This window comes from Paracoccus sp. P2, assembly GCF_046335115.1.
Classification (GTDB): Bacteria; Pseudomonadota; Alphaproteobacteria; order Rhodobacterales; family Rhodobacteraceae; genus Paracoccus; species Paracoccus pantotrophus.
Genome location: NZ_JBGOSN010000046.1, coordinates 1 through 17,674, shown reverse-complemented (window position 1 = coordinate 17,674; position 17,674 = coordinate 1). Strand labels below are relative to the sequence as shown.

The 17,674-nt window shown below is 67.9% G+C and carries 15 protein-coding genes; 13 read left to right on the top strand and 2 right to left on the bottom strand.

What is annotated here, in order from left to right; all coding sequences use genetic code 11:
- The first annotated feature begins 8 nt into the window (after nucleotides 1-8).
- Nucleotides 9-1,043 carry a GTP 3',8-cyclase MoaA gene (gene moaA, locus ACDP63_RS20165; protein ID WP_024843618.1) on the top strand — a complete coding sequence of 345 codons (1,035 nt, stop codon included), beginning with the start codon at nucleotides 9-11 and terminating at the stop codon, nucleotides 1,041-1,043.
- On the opposite strand, the gene ACDP63_RS20160 is transcribed toward moaA, so the two are convergent.
- Entirely contained in the window at nucleotides 1,040-1,393 is a 354-nt protein-coding gene (locus tag ACDP63_RS20160; RefSeq protein WP_024843619.1) for a GFA family protein, read from the bottom strand. The two genes, moaA and ACDP63_RS20160, sit on opposite strands and share 4 nt — an antisense overlap.
- A gap of 157 nt (nucleotides 1,394-1,550) precedes the next feature.
- Between ACDP63_RS20160 and uvrA the strand changes: the two genes are divergently transcribed.
- From uvrA to ACDP63_RS20145, 3 genes are all read left to right on the top strand, one after another.
- The gene (uvrA, locus tag ACDP63_RS20155) at nucleotides 1,551-4,409 is read left to right on the top strand and encodes an excinuclease ABC subunit UvrA (protein WP_024843620.1); all 2,859 of its coding nucleotides are present in this window, start codon (nucleotides 1,551-1,553) and stop codon (nucleotides 4,407-4,409) included.
- A 539-nt stretch (nucleotides 4,410-4,948) separates the two neighbouring features.
- Nucleotides 4,949-6,109: a Hint domain-containing protein gene (locus ACDP63_RS20150; RefSeq protein WP_024843621.1), complete on the top strand. Its 1,161-nt coding sequence runs from the start codon at nucleotides 4,949-4,951 to the stop codon at nucleotides 6,107-6,109.
- Nucleotides 6,110-6,216: 107 nt separating this feature from the next.
- Nucleotides 6,217-6,786, top strand: coding sequence for a hypothetical protein (locus ACDP63_RS20145; protein ID WP_024843622.1), 570 nt, complete (start codon nucleotides 6,217-6,219; stop codon nucleotides 6,784-6,786).
- A gap of 160 nt (nucleotides 6,787-6,946) precedes the next feature.
- On the opposite strand, the gene ACDP63_RS20140 is transcribed toward ACDP63_RS20145, so the two are convergent.
- A complete protein-coding gene (locus tag ACDP63_RS20140) occupies nucleotides 6,947-7,384 on the bottom strand; it encodes a YbgC/FadM family acyl-CoA thioesterase (protein WP_024843623.1) in 438 nt (145 codons plus the stop codon).
- A gap of 607 nt (nucleotides 7,385-7,991) precedes the next feature.
- Here ACDP63_RS20140 and tolQ point away from each other — a divergent pair.
- The 9 genes from tolQ (at nucleotide 7,992) to ACDP63_RS20095 (ending at nucleotide 17,514) form a co-directional block, all read left to right on the top strand.
- Nucleotides 7,992-8,687, top strand: coding sequence for a protein TolQ (tolQ, locus tag ACDP63_RS20135; RefSeq protein ID WP_024843624.1), 696 nt, complete (start codon nucleotides 7,992-7,994; stop codon nucleotides 8,685-8,687).
- Between the two features lies 1 nt (nucleotide 8,688).
- Entirely contained in the window at nucleotides 8,689-9,153 is a 465-nt protein-coding gene (locus ACDP63_RS20130) for an ExbD/TolR family protein (RefSeq protein WP_024843625.1), read from the top strand.
- Between the two features lie 568 nt (nucleotides 9,154-9,721).
- Nucleotides 9,722-10,831, top strand: a complete 1,110-nt coding sequence (gene tolA / locus ACDP63_RS20125; protein ID WP_409928574.1) for a cell envelope integrity protein TolA — start codon at nucleotides 9,722-9,724, stop codon at nucleotides 10,829-10,831.
- A gap of 76 nt (nucleotides 10,832-10,907) precedes the next feature.
- Nucleotides 10,908-12,218 carry a Tol-Pal system beta propeller repeat protein TolB gene (tolB, locus tag ACDP63_RS20120; protein ID WP_028710097.1) on the top strand — a complete coding sequence of 437 codons (1,311 nt, stop codon included), beginning with the start codon at nucleotides 10,908-10,910 and terminating at the stop codon, nucleotides 12,216-12,218.
- Between the two features lie 22 nt (nucleotides 12,219-12,240).
- Complete coding sequence (pal, locus tag ACDP63_RS20115; RefSeq protein WP_024843628.1) at nucleotides 12,241-12,750, top strand: peptidoglycan-associated lipoprotein Pal; 510 nt, start codon at nucleotides 12,241-12,243, stop codon at nucleotides 12,748-12,750.
- Nucleotides 12,750-13,670, top strand: coding sequence for a tetratricopeptide repeat protein (locus tag ACDP63_RS20110; RefSeq protein WP_024843629.1), 921 nt, complete (start codon nucleotides 12,750-12,752; stop codon nucleotides 13,668-13,670). Before pal ends, ACDP63_RS20110 begins: the two co-directional genes overlap by 1 nt.
- The gene (gene tilS, locus ACDP63_RS20105; protein ID WP_024843630.1) at nucleotides 13,660-14,889 is read left to right on the top strand and encodes a tRNA lysidine(34) synthetase TilS; all 1,230 of its coding nucleotides are present in this window, start codon (nucleotides 13,660-13,662) and stop codon (nucleotides 14,887-14,889) included. The genes ACDP63_RS20110 and tilS overlap by 11 nt, the downstream gene beginning before the upstream one ends.
- Nucleotides 14,890-14,949: 60 nt before the next feature.
- A complete protein-coding gene (gene ftsH, locus ACDP63_RS20100) occupies nucleotides 14,950-16,848 on the top strand; it encodes an ATP-dependent zinc metalloprotease FtsH (RefSeq protein ID WP_024843631.1) in 1,899 nt (632 codons plus the stop codon).
- Between the two features lie 348 nt (nucleotides 16,849-17,196).
- Complete coding sequence (locus tag ACDP63_RS20095) at nucleotides 17,197-17,514, top strand: chorismate mutase (protein WP_024843632.1); 318 nt, start codon at nucleotides 17,197-17,199, stop codon at nucleotides 17,512-17,514.
- The last annotated feature ends 160 nt before the right edge of the window (nucleotides 17,515-17,674 follow it).

Genomic DNA, 17,674 nt, shown 5'->3' with positions numbered 1-17,674 from the left:
TTGTGCCGATGCCGGGCCGTGCTTATCTTTGCGCCATGGATGCGCATGCCCCGCTGATAGACCCCTTTGCCAGGCCGATCACCTACCTTCGGGTATCGGTGACGGATCGTTGCGATTTCCGCTGCACCTATTGCATGGCCGAGCATATGCAGTTCCTGCCCAAGCGCGACCTGCTGACGCTGGAGGAACTGGACCGGCTGTGTTCCGCCTTTGTGGGCCTGGGCGTGCGCAAGCTGCGCGTCACCGGCGGCGAGCCGCTGGTGCGGCGCAACATCATGGAATTCTTTCGCGCCATGTCGCGCCACCTGGGGGCGGGTCTGGACGAATTGACGCTGACCACCAATGGCAGCCAGCTGGCGCGATTCGCCGGCGAACTGGCCGATTGCGGTGTGCGGCGGGTCAATGTCTCGCTGGATACGCTTGATGCCGACCGCTTCGCCCAGATCACCCGCTGGGGCAGATTGCCGCAGGTCATGCAGGGGATCGAGGCCGCCAAGGCGGCCGGCATGCGGGTCAAGATCAACACCGTCGCGCTGAAGGGCTTCAACGAGGACGAATTGTTCCGGCTGGTCGAGTGGTGCGCGGACCAGGGCCACGACCTGACCTTCATCGAGGTCATGCCCATGGGCGAGATGGGCGAGGAAGAGCGGCTGGACCAGTATTGGGCGCTGTCCGACCTGCGCGACCGCCTGGGCGAGCGGTTCACCCTGACCCCGCTGGCCGAGCGGACCGGCGGGCCGGCGCGTTACGTGCGCCTGGAGGAGACCGGGCAGAAGATCGGTTTCATCACGCCGCTCACGCATAATTTCTGCGAAAGCTGCAACCGCGTCCGCGTCACCTGCACGGGCGAGCTGTTCATGTGCCTGGGGCAGGAGGACCGCGCCGACCTGCGCGCGCCGCTGCGCGCCAGCCCGGACGACGCGCCGCTGCGCGAGGCCATCCGCGAGGCGATCACCCGCAAGCCCAAGGGCCACGACTTCGACTATTCCCGCCAGCATGTCGCCGGGCAGGTCAGCCGCTTCATGAGCCATACCGGCGGCTAGTAGCTGGCGCCGTCCACCGCCTGGCTGGCCAGTGCGCGCGGGTTGACGCCTTCCAGGCAGTTCACGTTCACCGCCACCATCTCGACCCCGTCCGTGCCCGTGCCGAAAGCATAGGATTCCACCCCGCAGGTCGGGCAGAAGCGGTGGTGGATCTGCTTGCGGTTGAACAGGTATTCCGTCACCGGCCCGTCACTGGTCAGGTGGAAATCCGTTCTGGGCACGAAGGCCAGCACGAAGCCCAGCCGCTGGCAGCGCGAGCAGTTGCAGGTGAAGGTCTGGTCCAGATCGGCGTCCACCTCATAGGCGATGCTGCCGCATTGGCAGCTGCCCTTGTAATGCTGTCGGGCCATTCGGTGCCTCCCGTTGCCTTCCGTTTGCGACTCACCGGCATGGTGGGGCAGGGCGCTTGGCATCGCAAGCGGAAATGTTCCCGAGTTGTTCTGTTCCGGGTTGCCATTTCGGCGCGGATGCCTATCTCATGCGCTTGGCGGAATCAGGACTGGCGCGATGGAACAGAAGTTCATCGAGGTTCGCGGCGCGCGCGAGCACAATCTGAAGAATGTGGACATGGACATCCCCCGCGATCAGCTGGTGGTGATCACCGGCCTGTCGGGCTCGGGCAAGTCCAGCCTCGCCTTCGACACCATCTATGCCGAGGGGCAGAGGCGCTATGTCGAAAGCCTGTCGGCCTATGCCCGGCAATTCCTCGACATGATGGGCAAGCCGGATGTCGACCATATCAGCGGCCTGTCGCCGGCGATTTCCATCGAGCAGAAGACGACCTCGAAGAACCCGCGCTCGACCGTCGGCACGGTGACCGAGATCTACGACTACCTGCGGCTGCTGTTCGCCCGCGCCGGCACGCCCTATTCGCCGGCCACCGGCCTGCCCATCGAGGCGCAGCAGGTGCAGGACATGGTGGACCGGGTGATGGAGCTGCCCGAGGGCACGCGCGCCTATCTGCTGGCGCCCATCGTCCGCGACCGCAAGGGCGAATACAAGAAGGAGTTCCTGGAGCTGCGCAAGCAGGGCTTCCAACGCGTGAAGGTGAACGGCCAGTTCCACGAGCTGGACGAGCCGCCGACCCTCGACAAGAAATTCCGCCACAATATCGACGTCGTCGTGGACCGCATCGTCGTGCGCGAGGGCATGGAGACGCGGCTGGCCGACAGCTTCCGCACCGCGCTGGACCTAGCCGACGGCATCGCGGTGCTGGAAACCGCGCCCTCCGAAGGTGAAGCCGAGCGCATCACCTTCTCCGAGAATTTCGCCTGCCCGGTCAGCGGCTTCACCATCCCCGAGATCGAGCCGCGGCTGTTTTCCTTCAACGCGCCCTTCGGCGCCTGCCCGGTCTGCGACGGGCTGGGGGTCGAGCTGTTCTTCGACGACCGCCTCGTGGTGCCCGATTCGGCGCTGTCGGTGGCGCAGGGGGCCATCGCGCCCTGGGCCAGGTCGAAATCGGCCTACCTGACCCAGACCGTCAACGCTCTGGCCAAGTTCTACGGCTTCGACAAGAAGACGCCGTGGAAGGATCTGCCGGAAGCGGTGCGCGAGATGTTCCTGCGCGGCTCGGGCCAGGACGAAATCCCGTTCCGCTTCGACGATGCCGGCCGCGTCTATGAGGTCACCCGCCAGTTCGAGGGTGTGATCCCGAACATGGAGCGGCGGCTGCGCGAAAGCGACTCGGCCTGGGTGCGCGAGGAATTCGAGAAATACCAGAACAACCGCCCCTGCGGCGCCTGCGAAGGCTATCGGCTGAAGCCCGAGGCGCTGGCGGTCAGGATCGCCGGCGCGCATATCGGCAATGTCACCGAACTGTCGATCCGCGAGGCGCTGGCCTGGGTCGAGGCGGCGCCGAAGCACCTGACCAAGCAGAAGAACGAGATCGCGGCCGCCATCCTCAAGGAGATCCGCGAGCGACTGGGCTTCCTGGTCAATGTCGGGCTGGACTACCTGACGCTGTCCCGCGCGGCCGGTACGCTTTCCGGTGGCGAAAGCCAACGCATCCGCCTGGCCAGCCAGATCGGCTCGGGGCTGACCGGCGTGCTCTACGTGCTGGACGAGCCCTCGATCGGGTTGCATCAGCGCGACAACGACCGGCTGCTCTCGACGCTGAAGGGGCTGCGCGACCAGGGCAATTCCGTCGTGGTGGTCGAGCATGACGAGGATGCGATCCGCCATGCCGACTATGTCTTCGACATGGGGCCGGGCGCGGGCGTGCATGGCGGCCAGGTCGTCGCCCGCGGCACCCCGGCCGAGATCGCCGCCGATCCCTGCAGCCTGACCGGGCAATACCTGTCCGGCGCGCGCGAGATCACCGTGCCGTCGGAACGCCGCAAGGGCAATGGCAAGGCGGTGAAGGTGGTCGGCGCTACCGGCAACAACCTCAAGAACGTCACCGCCGAATTCCCGCTGGGCAAGTTCGTCTGCGTCACCGGCGTTTCGGGCGGCGGCAAGTCGACGCTGACCATCGAGACCCTGTTCAAGACCGCCAGCCTGCGGCTGAACGGCGCGCGCCAGACCCCGGCCCCCTGCGAGACGATCAAGGGGCTGGAGCATCTGGACAAGGTGATCGACATCGACCAGCGCCCGATCGGCCGTACGCCGCGGTCCAACCCCGCCACCTATACCGGCGCCTTCACCCCGATCCGCGACTGGTTCGCCGGCCTGCCCGAGGCAAAGGCCCGCGGCTACAAGCCCGGCCGCTTCAGCTTCAACGTCAAGGGCGGGCGCTGCGAGGCCTGCCAGGGCGACGGCGTCATCAAGATCGAGATGCATTTCCTGCCCGACGTCTATGTCACCTGCGAGACCTGCAAGGGCAGGCGCTACAACCGCGAGACGCTGGAAGTGACCTTCAAGGGCAAGTCCATCGCCGACGTGCTGGACATGACGGTCGAGGACGCGCAGGAGTTTTTCAAGGCCGTGCCCTCGATCCGCGAAAAGATGGATGCGCTGGTCGAGGTGGGGCTGGGCTATATCAAGGTCGGCCAGCAGGCCACCACGCTGTCGGGCGGCGAGGCGCAGCGGGTCAAGCTGTCCAAGGAGCTGTCGCGCCGCGCGACCGGCAAGACGCTCTATATCCTCGACGAGCCGACGACGGGGCTGCATTTCGAGGATGTGCGCAAGCTGCTGGAGGTGCTGCATTCCCTGGTCGAGCAGGGCAATACGGTGGTGGTGATCGAACATAACCTGGACGTCATCAAGACCGCCGACTGGATCATCGACATCGGCCCCGAGGGCGGCGACGGCGGCGGCCGCATCGTGGCCACCGGCACGCCCGAAGACGTGGCCGAGGTCGAGGCCAGCCATACCGGCCGCTATCTGGCGCCCATGCTGGACGCGGCACGCAGCCGCGCCGCGGAATAGGCGCGGCGGCAGGCCAGGGGCCGACGGATCGCTGATCGCGATCGCGCAACCGAAGGGTGGTGCGCCCCACCCGCGGGCCATGCGGCCTTGGCGCGGCGGCAAGGGCAAGGGAATGCCGCGGAATCCTTGGCGCCGCCGGTGGGGCGCTGGCCCCTGCCGAGACGAAACTGTCGCGATCCTGCTTCTTGCCGTTGACCGGCCCCGTCCCGCCGGTCAACCGCGACTCCGGTCATGGCAACGGGCGGTGCCGAACGGCCTGCGGATCGGCGCGCGACCGTCCCCTGGCCGGGGCCGCGCCTCGCGCGACCCGAGCGCGGCGATGATCCTCGGCCGGGCCGGTCGAGCAAAAAGCGACCGCCTTGTCTGCTGCCGCTTTTTCGATCTGGTCAAGCGTCGGATTTTCGCATTATCTCCATTTTGACTGCAATGCTCGCATGGCTTGGCTTTCGTCAAGCGGGCTTGGCGCAGAATTTTTACAATGTTTTCACTTGGCAAAGCGCGCTGGGTGAAGCCGGTAACGAACGCAAAAGGAGCGCGAATTGCCTGTTACGACTGTTAACCTGCTGTGGATCGGCAATCGGTCCCTGCTCGATTCCTCCCCTTCCAGCAACATTAGCCAGAACCAGGCCAATGCGATCGACGGCTGGGCGGCCGAGGGTCGCGACGAGATCGCGCCCGTCGCCCTGACCGGCGATTACTTCGGTTCGGGCAGCAACAGAATCTTCAGAACCACCTATCAAGCGGGACTTCTGCAACCCGCCAGCCGGTTCTCCTATACCGACCCGGATGGCAATCGGCAAAGCAACGTCACCCTCAACACCTTTCTCGGCGCCCGCTTTGCCGTGACCGTGCATGACGAGGATGGCAACGCCAGCGTCGTGGAACTGAACGGCGTGCTCATGCAGATGAGCAATGGCGATCTGTTCGTCCGTCCCTCGACGGACACGGCGGCGGCCTGGAGCGTCCATACCCGCATCTCGAAGGTCGAGATCCTGGGCGTGATGCGCTTGTCGGAGGACACGGGCGTCGCCACCATCGGATTCCGCGCCGAGATCTTCGAATCCGAGATCGTCTGTTTCACCCGCGGCACGCTGATCGAATGCGCCGAGGGGCCGCGCCCGGTCGAAAGCCTGCGCATCGGCGATCTGGTGCGGACGCTGGACAACGGGCTGAAGCCGCTGCGCTGGATCGCCTCGTGCCGGCTGGGCCGGGAACTGAAGGCCACGCCCAAGCTGCGCCCGATCCGCATCCGCGCCGGGGCCCTGGGGCAGGGGGTGCCGTCCTCCGACCTGCTGGTCTCGCCGCAGCATCGCATCCTGGTGCGCTCCAGGGTGGCGATGCGGCTGTTCGGGACCGCCGAGGTGCTGGTCGCCGCCAAGCAACTGCTGATGCTGGACGGGGTCGACATCGCGCAGGATCTGGAGGCGGTGGAGTATTTCCACTTTGCCTTCGACCGGCACGAGGTCGTCTTTGCCAACGGGGCCGAGGCGGAATCGCTTTATCCCGGCACACAGGCGCTGAAGGCCATCGGGCGCAGCGCTCGGGAGGAGCTTTTCGCGCTTTTCCCCGATCTGCGCGAGCAGGCGACCCCGCCGGTCGCCGCGCGCGAGATCGTCTCGGGCCGGCAGGGGCGCAGGCTGGCGGTGCGCCATCTGCGCAATGGCCGTCCGCTGGTCGCCGAGGCGGCCAGGCCGCATTGACGGTTCCCGGATCCCGATGCAGGCGCCGCGCCTGCATCGCCCGGTTGCCGGTGGCGCTTTCTTCCGCCCCTGGTGCGGGCTAATGTCGCGCCATGACGCAAAATGCCATGACACCCGAAACCATAGCCGGCCTGTTCACCCGCGACGGGCGCTATCTTTGCGCGCGCTGGGGCCGGCCGGTGGCGCCGGTGATCTTCGGCCTGGCCGATGAAAGCCTAGCGGTGTTTCGCGACGCGACCCGCGCCGTGCTGGCCCATGCCCGCCACCCCATCGCCGAGACCGATCCCGAGATGGGGGCGAACCTGATGACCTTTTTCCTGCGCGACTGGCAGGAGCTGCGGGATCTGCCCGATCTCGATCGGCTGACCGGCCAGCCCGACCTGGCGGCGCGGTTGCAGGGCAGCGATGCCGACCAGTATCGGCTGTTCCGCTTTGACGCCGACGGCGCCATCCGGGCCTGCATCGGTTTCGTGAACATGGGCGGACGGCTGGCCGAGGCCCATCCGGGACAGTTGGCCGAAACCGTCGCCGTGCGGGCCATGCTGAGCTTTGCCTGCGACGTCACGCCCTCGCCGGAACTGGCGGCATTGATCCGGGCCGCCTATGACCCGGTGATGCCGGTCGCGGCGACCGATCCCTCGCATGCGCTGCGGCTGGCCGCACGTTTGCCGCGTTGACGGCCTGCGGACCGTCTTGCGGCAATGATCGGCAATCGCGGGCCGGGTGAACCGGCCTGCCCATGCTTCCCAGCCACCGCACTGGATTCGCAAGATGAATCCGCGAAGCCGATTCGAGCGGCAGGCTCCGGTCGGAAGAAGCGCCGACCCGGAGTCGGCATCAGCCAGGCGTGCCGGGCTCCAGATAGGGCAAGAATGCCTCGACCAGGGCGGGCGGTATTCTCGCGGGTTTCATGGATTTGTTTATATGCGCCAGTTCGATTTCTATCCGGACCAGCATCTGGTTTTCCTTGCGAAAGACATGCCGGATACGAACGCTTGCGCCCCTGATGGAAATCACGGATGAGGTGCAAGCGATCAGATCATCGAGGCAGGCCGGCCTTTGCCAGGCAATATCTGCATTTCGCGCGACGAATTGCTCTCCGTTCGGGCTGACGAGGGGGTATCCCACATGTCTCAGCAGCTCGGAACGGCTTCGCTCGGCAAATTCCAGGTATTTGGAATGATAGACGATGCCGCCTGCATCCGTATCCGCATAGTAAATGCGATAAGTCTGCGTAAATCCGTGGCCATCTTGAGGCGGTGGCTTCAGGTGCATCCCAGGCTTCCTCGTTTTTCCCGGCCTTCGTCATGGCTGTGACGCCCCGGCCGAATACTGTTCCATCCTTTCACAGTCTTATCAAGCCCCTCGGCGGGTTTGCCGGCCGCCTTTCCCAGGGCGTGCGCCCGGATTTGCATGGCGCATGAAATAGTTTCCGGGGAGCGTTCGAATGGGATCGTGCGCCTGCCGATCCGTGCGCCATCGGCGCCATTGATATGCGGGCGATTATTGCCCCCGGCCTGCGGCGATATATTCCGGGCCTCTGTTGCGGGGATCCGATGCGGATGCATTTTCGGCGGTCCGCCTGCAATGACGGTGCGAATGCGTCCCGGACCGGGCGGACCCGGTTGCTGGCGGGGCTGGCCATGTGTCCCGATGGCCGCCCATCCCCCGCCGCGGATCTCGCCGCGGTCGAATCGCCGCTTCCGGGCGGCCCGGCTTGCGCCCGGTGCCCTCTGCCGGGCCTCGCGCGGCGCCAGGCCCGCGTTCTCGCGGGCAATTGACGCAGAATTGACGCGCGGCGGGGTTGCTCCGCTGGGCGGTTCTGCTAACTCCGGCGCAGCAGAAGCCGCATCCCAGCGGCCCAAAGGACAGGCCGAATTTCATGGAACAACTCGCCGGAGCCGGGCAGCCGGTCGATTTCTCGCTCATCGCGCTGTTCGCGCGCGCCTCGCTGACGGTGCAGATCGTCATGGTGATCCTGATCCTGGCCTCGTTCTGGGCCTGGGCGATCATCATCCAGAAGTTCATCGCCTTCAACGCCGCCCGGCGCGAAGCAGACCGCTTCGACCGCGCCTTCTGGTCGGGCCAGCCGCTGGACGACCTGTACGACCGCATCGGCGAGACGCCCTCGGGCCCGGCCGAGCGCATCTTTTCCGCGGGCATGGCCGAATGGCGGCGCAGCCATCGCGACGACGGCAACCTGATCGCCGGCGTCACCGCGCGCATCGACCGGGCCATGAACGTCACCATCAACCGCGAGAACGACCGCCTGACCCGCGGCCTGCCCTTCCTGGCCACGGTGGGCTCGACCGCGCCCTTCATCGGCCTGTTCGGCACGGTCTGGGGCATCAAGACCGCCTTCGAGGAGATCGCGATCTCGCAGAACACCTCGCTGGCCGTGGTGGCGCCGGGCATCGCCGAGGCGCTGGTGGCGACCGCGCTTGGCCTGCTTGCGGCGATTCCGGCGGTGATCTTCTACAACAAGCTCAGCTCGGATGCCGACCGCATCACCGGGGGATACGAGACCTTCGCCGACGAATTCTCTACCATCCTCTCTCGCCAGTTGGACGACGAATAAGATGGGGGCCGGGGTCGTCAAACGCAGCCGCAACGGCAAGGGCCGCGCCCGCAGCCAGCCGATGGCGGAAATCAACGTCACGCCTTTCGTGGACGTGATGCTGGTGCTGTTGATCATCTTCATGGTGGCGGCGCCGCTTCTGACCGTGGGCGTGCCCTTGGAGCTGCCCAAGACCGCCGCCCAGGCCGTGCCCGCCGAGCCCGAGGAGCCGCTGAGCGTCTCGGTCACGCCCGATGGGCCGATCCTGGTCATGACCACCGAAGTCCCCGAGGCCGAGCTTGTCACCCGGCTGCGCGCCGTCGCGGCCGAGCGGCAGAGCGACAAGATCTACCTGCGCGCCGACGGCGCCATCCCCTATGCCCGGATCATGGAGGTGATGGGGGCGCTGAACGCGGCCGGCTTCAACAACATCGTCCTCGTGACCGAGGCCGGCGGGCCGCGCATGGACGCGGGATCGGACGGCTAAGCCATGGACCGGGCGGAACGCATCGGCTTCTGGATTTCGGGCATCGGCCATGCCGGGCTGCTGGGCGCGGCGCTGGTCGGCGGCGCGCTGTTCCGGCCGCAGCCGCTGGAGGCGGTGCGCATGGCCGAGGTCGCGACCATGTCCGAGGCCGAGTTCCAGTCGCTGGCCGCCGCCGCTGCCGGGCGCGGGCCGGTCTCCGATGCCGCCGCGACCACGCCGGCCCAGCCGCGCCCGCCTGCTGACGAAAACCGGCTGGGCGAGGTCGAGGCGGTCAGTCCGCCCGCCCCCGATGCGCAGGTGGCAAGGCTGTCCACGCCCCCCTCGCGGCCCGAGGCGCGGCCGGACCTGTCGGATTTCCAGACCCCGAACCGGCCCGTTGCCGTGGCGACCGATGCGCCGCGTCCCGCCGAGCCCGAGAACACCGTCGAGTTGGCGGCATTGCCGCAGAACTCTGACCGCCCCGATCCGGCGCGCAACCCCGCGCAGCCGCAATCGCCGGCGCCGATCCCGCAGCGTTCGGCGCTGGCCCCGGTCGAATCGGCNCGAGAACACCGTCGAGTTGGCGGCATTGCCGCAGAACTCTGACCGCCCCGATCCGGCGCGCAACCCCGCGCAGCCGCAATCGCCGGCGCCGATCCCGCAGCGTTCGGCGCTGGCCCCGGTCGAATCGGCGCGTCCCCGCGGCCGCCCCGAGGGGCTGGCCGAGGCCGTGCAGGCCCGCCGCGAGGCGGCCGCGGCGGCGCGCCAGCGCGAGGAGCTGCTAGCCCGGCAGCAGGCCGAGGCCGCTGCCGAGCGCGCCTCTGCCGCCAAGGCCGAGGAGGCCGCCGCCCGCCGCGCCGCCGAGGAGCGTGCCCGCGAGGAGCGTCGCGAGGCCGAGCGCCGGCAGGCCGAGGCGGAAGCGGCCCGCAAGGCCGAGGAGGCCGAGGCGCGTGCCCGCCGCCTTGCCGCGGCTGAAGCGGCTGAAAAGGTGGCTGCGGAACAGGCCGCGGCCGAGAAGCGTGCCGCCGAGCGCAAGGCCGAGGCCGAACGCCGCGCCGCTGCCGAGAAAGCGGCTGCCGAAAAGGTCGCCGCTGAGAAGGCCGCCGCTGAGAAGGCGGCCGCCGAGAAGGCCGAAGCCGAACGGAAGGCCGCCGAGGCCAAGGCCCGCAAGGAAGCCGAGGAAAAGGCCGCCGCCGAACGCGCCGCCGCCGAGAAGAAGGCCGCCGAAAAGGCTGCCGCCGAAGCCAAGGCCCGCGAGCAAGCCGAGGCCGAGCGCAAGGCCGCCGAGGCGGCCAAGCAGGCCGCGCTGGCCGAGGCGATGCAGGACCAGGGCTCGGCCGGCTCGGGCGGCGGCGGGGCGGCGGCCAGCGGGCCTCCGCTGAGCCAGGGCGAGAAGGACGGTTTCCGCGTCGCCGTCGAGCAATGCTGGAACCGCGGCTCGCTCTCGACCGAGGCCAGCCGGACCACGGTTTCGGTGCAGTTCTCGATGGCGCCGGACGGGACGGTGGAAAAGGGCTCGCTGCGCATGATCGGCCATGACGGCAGCTCGGACGCGGCGGCGAAACAGGCCTATGAGGCGGCGCGCCGGGCGATCCTGATGTGCGAGCGCGGCGGCTACAAGCTGCCGCCGGAGAAATACAACCGCTGGAAGGATGTCATCATCGACTTCAACGCCAGCGGCAGCGCGCGGGTCCAGTGACATGGCATCCCGGCGCGCAACACTCTATCCTGCAACCAAGACCTTACGAGGGCGATTCATGTTGCGACAATTCCTGATGACTTCCGTGATGGCCCTTGCGGGTCTGGGGCTGGCCGCGCCGGTCTTGGCGCAGGACGGGCCGCTGCGGATCGAGATCACCGACGGGGTGATCGAGCCGATGCCCTTCGCCATCGCCCGCTTCCACGACGAGGGCGGCGCCGGCGAATACCTGGCGCAGGTGCAGAACCTGATCGCCGCCGACCTGACCGGCACCGGCCTTTTCCGCGAGATCCCGGCCAGCGCCCATATCGCGCGCCCCGAAAGCTTTGACGCGCCCGTCTCCTACGAGGACTGGAAGGCGATCAACGCCCAGGCGCTGATCACCGGCTCGGTCAAGGTCGAGGGTGGCAAGGTGGTCGTCAAGTTCCGCCTGTTCGACGTCTTTGCCGGCCAGCCGCTGGGCGACGGCATGCAGTTCGACGCCTCGACCGGCAACTGGCGCCGCGCCGCGCACAAGGCCGCCGACCAAGTCTATTCGCGGCTGACGGGCGAGGGGCCGTATTTCGACAGCCGCGTCGCCTTCGTGCAGGAAACCGGCCCCAAGGATGCGCGCCGCAAGCGCATCGGCATCATGGATTACGACGGCGCCAACGTGAAATGGCTGACCGACGATTCGACGCTGGTCCTGAAGCCGCGCTTCTCGCCCGACGGCTCGCGCCTGCTTTACACCAGCTATGCCACCGGCTTTCCGCAGGCGATGATGATGGACGTGAACTCGCTCGCCACCCGCCAGCTGGGCGCGGGCCAGCAGGGCACGATGAGCTTCTCGCCCCGTTTCTCGCCCGATGGGCGGTGGATCGTCTATTCGCTGGAGCAGAACGGCAATACCGACATCTATCAGATGGATGCCGCGACTGGCGCGCAGCGGGCGCTGACCAACGCGCCCTCGATCGAGACCTCGCCCAGCTACAGCCCGGACGGCCGGCAGATCGTCTTTGAATCCGACCGCTCGGGCACGCCGCAGCTGTATATCATGGGGGCGAATGGCGGCGAGCCGAAGCGGATCAGCTTTGGCGAGGGGCGCTATGGCACGCCGGTCTGGTCGCCGCGCGGCGACATGATCGCCTTTACCCGGCAGGTCGGCGGCAAGTTCCACATCGGCGTCATGCGCACCGATGGCTCGGAAGAGAAAATGCTGACGGAATCGTTCCTTGACGAGGGGCCGACTTGGGCCCCCAATGGCCGCGTCGTGATGTTCACGCGGGTGACGCCGGGCGGCGACGGCCAGCCGCGCCTGCATTCGGTGGATATCACGGGGCGCAACATGCGCCCGGTCAAGGTCAATGGCGCAGCCTCGGACCCCGATTGGGGCCCGCTGCTGCCCTGAAGCGCGTGAAATGGACAGGATTATGAAAACTTTCATTAAAATTGCCGCGATCGGCGCCGTTCTCGCGCTGGCGGCCTGCGCCCGGCCGGCGCAGGACATGCAGGTTCGCGATCCCTATGCCGGGGCGGGCGGCCTTGGCGGGGTGGGCGCCAGCGCGCTGCCGGGCACGGCGGAATATTTCAAGGCCAGCGTCGGCGATACCGTCCTGTTTCCGCTCGACCAGTCTACCCTGACGCCCGAGGCGCGGGTGATCCTGGCCAACCAGGCCGGCTGGCTGAACCAGAACCGGGGTTTCTCGGCCGTGATCGAAGGCCATGCCGATGAGCAGGGCACCCGCGAATACAACCTCGCGCTGGGTGCGCGGCGGGCCAATTCGGTGCAAGAATACCTGATCTCGCAAGGCATCGCGCCGGGCCGGCTGCGCACCGTCAGCTATGGCAAGGAACGCCCGCTGGCGATCTGCTCGACCGAGGAATGCTTTACCAAGAACCGCCGCGCCGTGACCGTGGTCAGCCCTGGGGCGGGCATGTGATGGCGGTCCCGGGTTTCAGGGGGCTGCTTCTGGCCGCCGGTTTCGCGCTGGCGGCCTTGCCCGCGGCGGCGCAGGACGCGCGGACCCTGGCCGACATCCGGGCCGAACTGTCCCAGCTTTCGGCCGATCTGCAAAGCCTGCGCGCGCAGCTTGTCGCCTCGGGCCCGGCGGGCTTCGCCGCGGCGGGCGGCGACAGCGCCATCGACCGCATGAACGCGATGGAGGCGCGGTTGGCGCAGCTGACCGGCCAGACCGAGCAATTGCAGAACCGCATCGACCGTATCGTCCGCGACGGCACCACCCGCATCGGCGACATCGAGTTCCGCCTGTGCGAGATGGAAGAGGGCTGCGACCTGGGCAGCCTGACCACGCCGACGCTGGGCGAGCAGGGCGGATCGACGCCCTTGCCGCCTTCGGACCAGCGGGGCGCGTTGACGCAATCCAAGACCCCCTCGGCCGGGGCTGCCGCGACGGCGGCGGAAAAGGCCGATTTCGACCGGGCCCGGGAGGTGCTCGGTCAAGGTGACTTTCACCGCGCTGCGGAACTCTTCGCGGCCATTGCCCAAACCCATGCTGGCGGCCCGCTGACCGCCGAGGCGCTGTTCCTGCGCGGGGCGGCGCTGGATTCCGCAGGCGATCTGGAAGGCGCAGGGATGGCCTGGCTGGAAAGCTTCGCCGCCAATCCGAACGGGCCGCAGGCGGCGGATGCGCTGCTGGGCCTGTCGCGGGCCATGTCGGCCAAGGCCGGCCCGCAGGAAGGCTGCTATTACCTTCAGGAGATCGTCGCCCGCTTTCCCGGCGTTCCGCAGGCCGCCGAGGCCGAGCGGCGCATCGCCGAGACCGGCTGCGACGCCCCGGCCGAGGAACTGGGCGAGGAGCTGGATCCCGAGGCCGCGGCGGATCTGGCGGATGACGGCTGAGCCGGTCGCGGCGCGGGTCCATGCCGCGCTGGATCGCCTGGCCGGCACCCGCTCTGCGCTTGGCATCGCCCTGTCGGGGGGCGGCGATTCCATTGCCCTGATGCATCTGGCTCATGGCTGGGGCGGCGCGCGCCTCATGGCGGCGACGGTCGATCACGGGCTGCGCCCCGGCTCGGCCGAGGAGGCGCAGGCGGCCGGGCAGGCAGCCGCGGCCCTGGGCATTCCCCATGAAACCCTGCGCTGGACCCGTCGGGATGGCGGCAACCTGATGGCCGCCGCGCGCGAGGCGCGGCTGCGCTTGCTGGCCGATTGGGCCGGGCGGAACGGCCTGTCCGCCGTGCTGCTGGGTCATACGCTGGACGATCAGGCCGAGACCTTGCTGATGCGCCTGAACCGCGGCGCCGGCGTGGATGGGCTGTCCGCCATGGCCCCAGCGCGCGAGGCCTTGGGCGTCTTTTGGCTGCGCCCCCTGCTGGAGGTCGGCCGGGCCGAATTGCGGCAATGGCTCGCGGCGCGCGGGCTCGGCTGGGCCGACGACCCTTCCAACGAGAACGAGGGCTTCGAGCGGGTGCGGGTGCGCAAGACCATCGCCGCGCTGGACCTGCCGATGCGGCAGCTGGCGCAATCGGCGGCGAATCTCGCCATGGCGCGGGAAGCATTGTGCGACTTTGCCTCGCGGGTGGCCGAGGGCGCGCAAAGCCGCGCCGGATCGCTGGCGCTGCCGCTGGACGCCTTTCGCGCCGCGCCGCTGGAGATCCGGCGGCGGCTTCTTGTCGCCGGGCTGCGCTTCGTCTCCTGTGCCGCCTATCCGCCCCGGCGCGAGGCAGTGCTGCACGCGCTGGCGGCCCTGGAAGCCGGTGGCCGGTTGACGCTCGAAGGCGTCATCGCCGAGCCGGGCGGCGGCTTCCTGCGGCTGGTCCGCGAACCGGCCGCCGCCGCCCGCAGCCCCGCCGCCGAAGGGGCTGATGCGATCTGGGATCGGCGCTGGCAAGTCGCCGGCCTGCGCGCCGGCCAGCAGGTGCGCGCCCTTGGCCATGCGCCCCTGCCGGGTCTGGACTGGCGCGGCGCCGGGCTGACGCGGGACGAGGCGGCATCCAGCCCCGGCATCTGGGCGGGCGAGAGGCTGGTCGCCGCGCCGGCGCTGCGCCCGGTGCCGGATTACGGCGCAAAGCCGCTGCGCGGGCTGCCAGAATTCCGCGCCTTGCTCTATACGCATTGAACCTGACGCCGGAATCCCTATTTTCAGGCGGAAGCCTGTTTACCCGCGGAGGACATGCCCTTGGGCAATGCGCGCAATATCGCCTTCTGGGTGGTGCTGTTTCTGATGATCCTGGCCCTGTTCAACCTGTTCAGCGACGGATCGGCCCAGATGAACAGCCGCCAGATCAGCTATTCCGATTTCATCCAGCGGGTGGAAAAGGACGAGATCTCTGCCGTCACCATAGATGGCGAGAATGTCGGCATCACCGACAAGGACGGCAAGCAGTTCGCCACCGTCCGGCCGCAGGGCGAGGAACTCGCGAACCGGCTGATCGACAGGGGCGTCGACGTCAAGGTCGAGCGGCAGCAGCAATCGGGCTTCATGTCGCTCTTGGGCGTCTGGCTGCCCTTCATCCTGCTGATCGGTGTCTGGATCTTCTTCATGAACCGGATGCAGGGCGGCGGCAAGGGCGGGGCCATGGGCTTCGGCAAGTCGCGCGCCAAGCTCTTGACCGAAAAGCACGGCCGCGTGACCTTCGACGACGTGGCCGGCATCGACGAGGCCAAGGAAGAGTTGGAGGAGATCGTCGAATTCCTGCGCAACCCGCAGAAATTCAGCCGCCTGGGCGGCAAGATCCCGAAAGGCGCGCTGCTGGTCGGCCCGCCCGGCACCGGCAAGACGCTGCTCGCCCGCGCCATCGCAGGCGAGGCGGGGGTGCCCTTCTTCACCATCTCCGGCTCGGATTTCGTCGAGATGTTCGTCGGCGTCGGCGCCAGCCGCGTCCGCGACATGTTCGAGCAGGCCAAGAAATCCGCCCCCTGCATCGTCTTCATCGACGAGATTGACGCGGTCGGCCGCGCCCGCGGCGTCGGCATCGGCGGCGGCAATGACGAGCGCGAGCAGACCCTGAACCAGCTGCTGGTGGAAATGGACGGCTTCGATGCCAATGAGGGCGTCATCATCATCGCCGCCACCAACCGCAAGGACGTGCTGGACCCGGCGCTGCTGCGTCCCGGCCGCTTCGACCGCCAGATCTATGTGCCGAACCCCGATATCAAGGGCCGCGAAAAGATCCTCGGCGTGCATTCGCGCAAGGTGCCGGTAGGCCCCGACGTGGACCTGCGCATCATCGCCCGCGGCACGCCGGGCTTTTCCGGCGCCGATCTGATGAACCTGGTGAACGAAGCCGCGCTGATGGCCGCGCGCATCGGCCGACGCTTCGTGACCATGGAGGATTTCGAGAACGCCAAGGACAAGGTCATGCTGGGCGTCGAGCGCCGCAGCATGGTCCTGACCCCCGAGCAGAAGGAAAAGACCGCCTATCACGAGGCCGGCCACGCCATCGTCGGCCTTTCGCTGCCGAAATGCGATCCGGTCTACAAGGCGACGATCATCCCGCGCGGCGGCGCGCTCGGCATGGTGGTGTCGCTGCCCGAGATGGACCGGCTGAACTATCACAAGGACGAGGCCAAGCAGAAGCTCGCCATGACCATGGCCGGCAAGGCGGCCGAGATCATCAAATATGGCGAGGAAGGGGTGTCGAACGGCCCGGCCGGCGACATCCAGCAGGCCAGCCAGCTGGCGCGCGCCATGGTGATGCGCTGGGGCATGTCGGACAAGGTCGGCAATATCGACTATGCCGAGGCGCATGAGGGCTATTCCGGCAATACCGGCGGTTTCTCGGTCTCGGCGGCGACCAAGGAGTTGATCGAGAAGGAGGTCCACGACCTGATCGAGGAAGGCTATCGCGAAGCCTATCGCATCCTGACCGAGAAGCAGGAGGAGTTCGAGCGGCTGGCCAAGGGGCTCCTGGAATACGAGACCCTGACCGGCGAGGATATCGGCCGGGTGATCCGGGGCGAGCCGCTGGGCGGCGACGATGATGCGCCCGGCTCCTCGATCCCCTCGGTCAGCGCGATTCCGCGGGCGGGTGCCGTCAAGCCCACGCCGGATGCGGCTCCCCAGCCGCAGGGGTGATCCGACGATCGATACAGGGAAACCCCCGGCGCCATCGCTCCGGGGGTTTTCATGCGCGCAAGGGCTCGGCCTGAACGCTGCGCGGACGTTCAGGGCGGCAGAAGCGCGGCGGCGCCAAGCGGCAGTCCCGGGCCGAACCCCAGCTTGGCCCCAGCTTGATCCCGAAGCCCGCCGCCTTCACCCGTTGGCCAGTCGCAATGCGCGGGGCCATGCCCAGGGCTCAATTTGAAGACGCAATCCCGATTCCCGTCGTGCCGTTCCGGGACTGGCGAAAATCTGTCTATGCCAGCAGCACATTCGCCACAGCTGGGGCTTGCACCGGCGTGCCGGGCAGGGCATGGGTCGGGCATGAGCCGATCCGAACCCGAACTGCCCCCGAATTCCGCCATGCCCGATCTGCGCGCGCGCATCGACGCGCTGGATGCGCGGCTGGTGGCCTTGCTGGCCGAACGCTCGGCGCTGATCGACGAGGCGGCGCGGATCAAGGCGCGCGAGAACCTGCCGGCCCGCATCGACAGCCGCGTCGAGGAGGTCGCCGCCAATGCCCGCCGTCTCGCCGCCGAGCAGGGGCTGGACCCGGATCTGGCCGAGCGGCTGTGGCGCGTGATGATGGAGCATTTCATCGCCCAGGAAGACCGGCTGCTGTCCCAGCCCCGCCGCTACTAGAGCGAATTTGACGAACACCGGGTCGCTTTGAGGATTCACGCGATGAACAATGTCTGATTCACTGCTCCTGTGATTTGCCAGGAGGAGATGATGACGAGGAGCCTAAGACGAGGAGCCTGAGCGGAGACCTTCGCGGTCGGGTAATTGCAGCGATCGAAGA

Excerpts from the sequence above, each read along its gene's own strand:
- pal (WP_024843628.1), top strand. The coding sequence starts at position 12,241 with ATGAAAACTTTCATTAAAATTGCCGCGATCGGCGCCGTTCTCGCGCTG.
- ACDP63_RS20110 (WP_024843629.1), top strand. The coding sequence starts at position 12,750 with ATGGCGGTCCCGGGTTTCAGGGGGCTGCTTCTGGCCGCCGGTTTCGCG.
- ACDP63_RS20145 (WP_024843622.1), top strand. The coding sequence starts at position 6,217 with ATGACACCCGAAACCATAGCCGGCCTGTTCACCCGCGACGGGCGCTAT.
- tolQ (WP_024843624.1), top strand. The coding sequence starts at position 7,992 with ATGGAACAACTCGCCGGAGCCGGGCAGCCGGTCGATTTCTCGCTCATC.
- ACDP63_RS20160 (WP_024843619.1), bottom strand. The coding sequence starts at position 1,393 with ATGGCCCGACAGCATTACAAGGGCAGCTGCCAATGCGGCAGCATCGCC.
- ACDP63_RS20130 (WP_024843625.1), top strand. The coding sequence starts at position 8,689 with ATGGGGGCCGGGGTCGTCAAACGCAGCCGCAACGGCAAGGGCCGCGCC.
- ACDP63_RS20140 (WP_024843623.1), bottom strand. The coding sequence starts at position 7,384 with ATGCACCTGAAGCCACCGCCTCAAGATGGCCACGGATTTACGCAGACT.
- tolB (WP_028710097.1), top strand. The coding sequence starts at position 10,908 with ATGACTTCCGTGATGGCCCTTGCGGGTCTGGGGCTGGCCGCGCCGGTC.
- tilS (WP_024843630.1), top strand. The coding sequence starts at position 13,660 with ATGACGGCTGAGCCGGTCGCGGCGCGGGTCCATGCCGCGCTGGATCGC.
- ACDP63_RS20095 (WP_024843632.1), top strand. The coding sequence starts at position 17,197 with ATGAGCCGATCCGAACCCGAACTGCCCCCGAATTCCGCCATGCCCGAT.
- moaA (WP_024843618.1), top strand. The coding sequence starts at position 9 with ATGCCGGGCCGTGCTTATCTTTGCGCCATGGATGCGCATGCCCCGCTG.
- uvrA (WP_024843620.1), top strand. The coding sequence starts at position 1,551 with ATGGAACAGAAGTTCATCGAGGTTCGCGGCGCGCGCGAGCACAATCTG.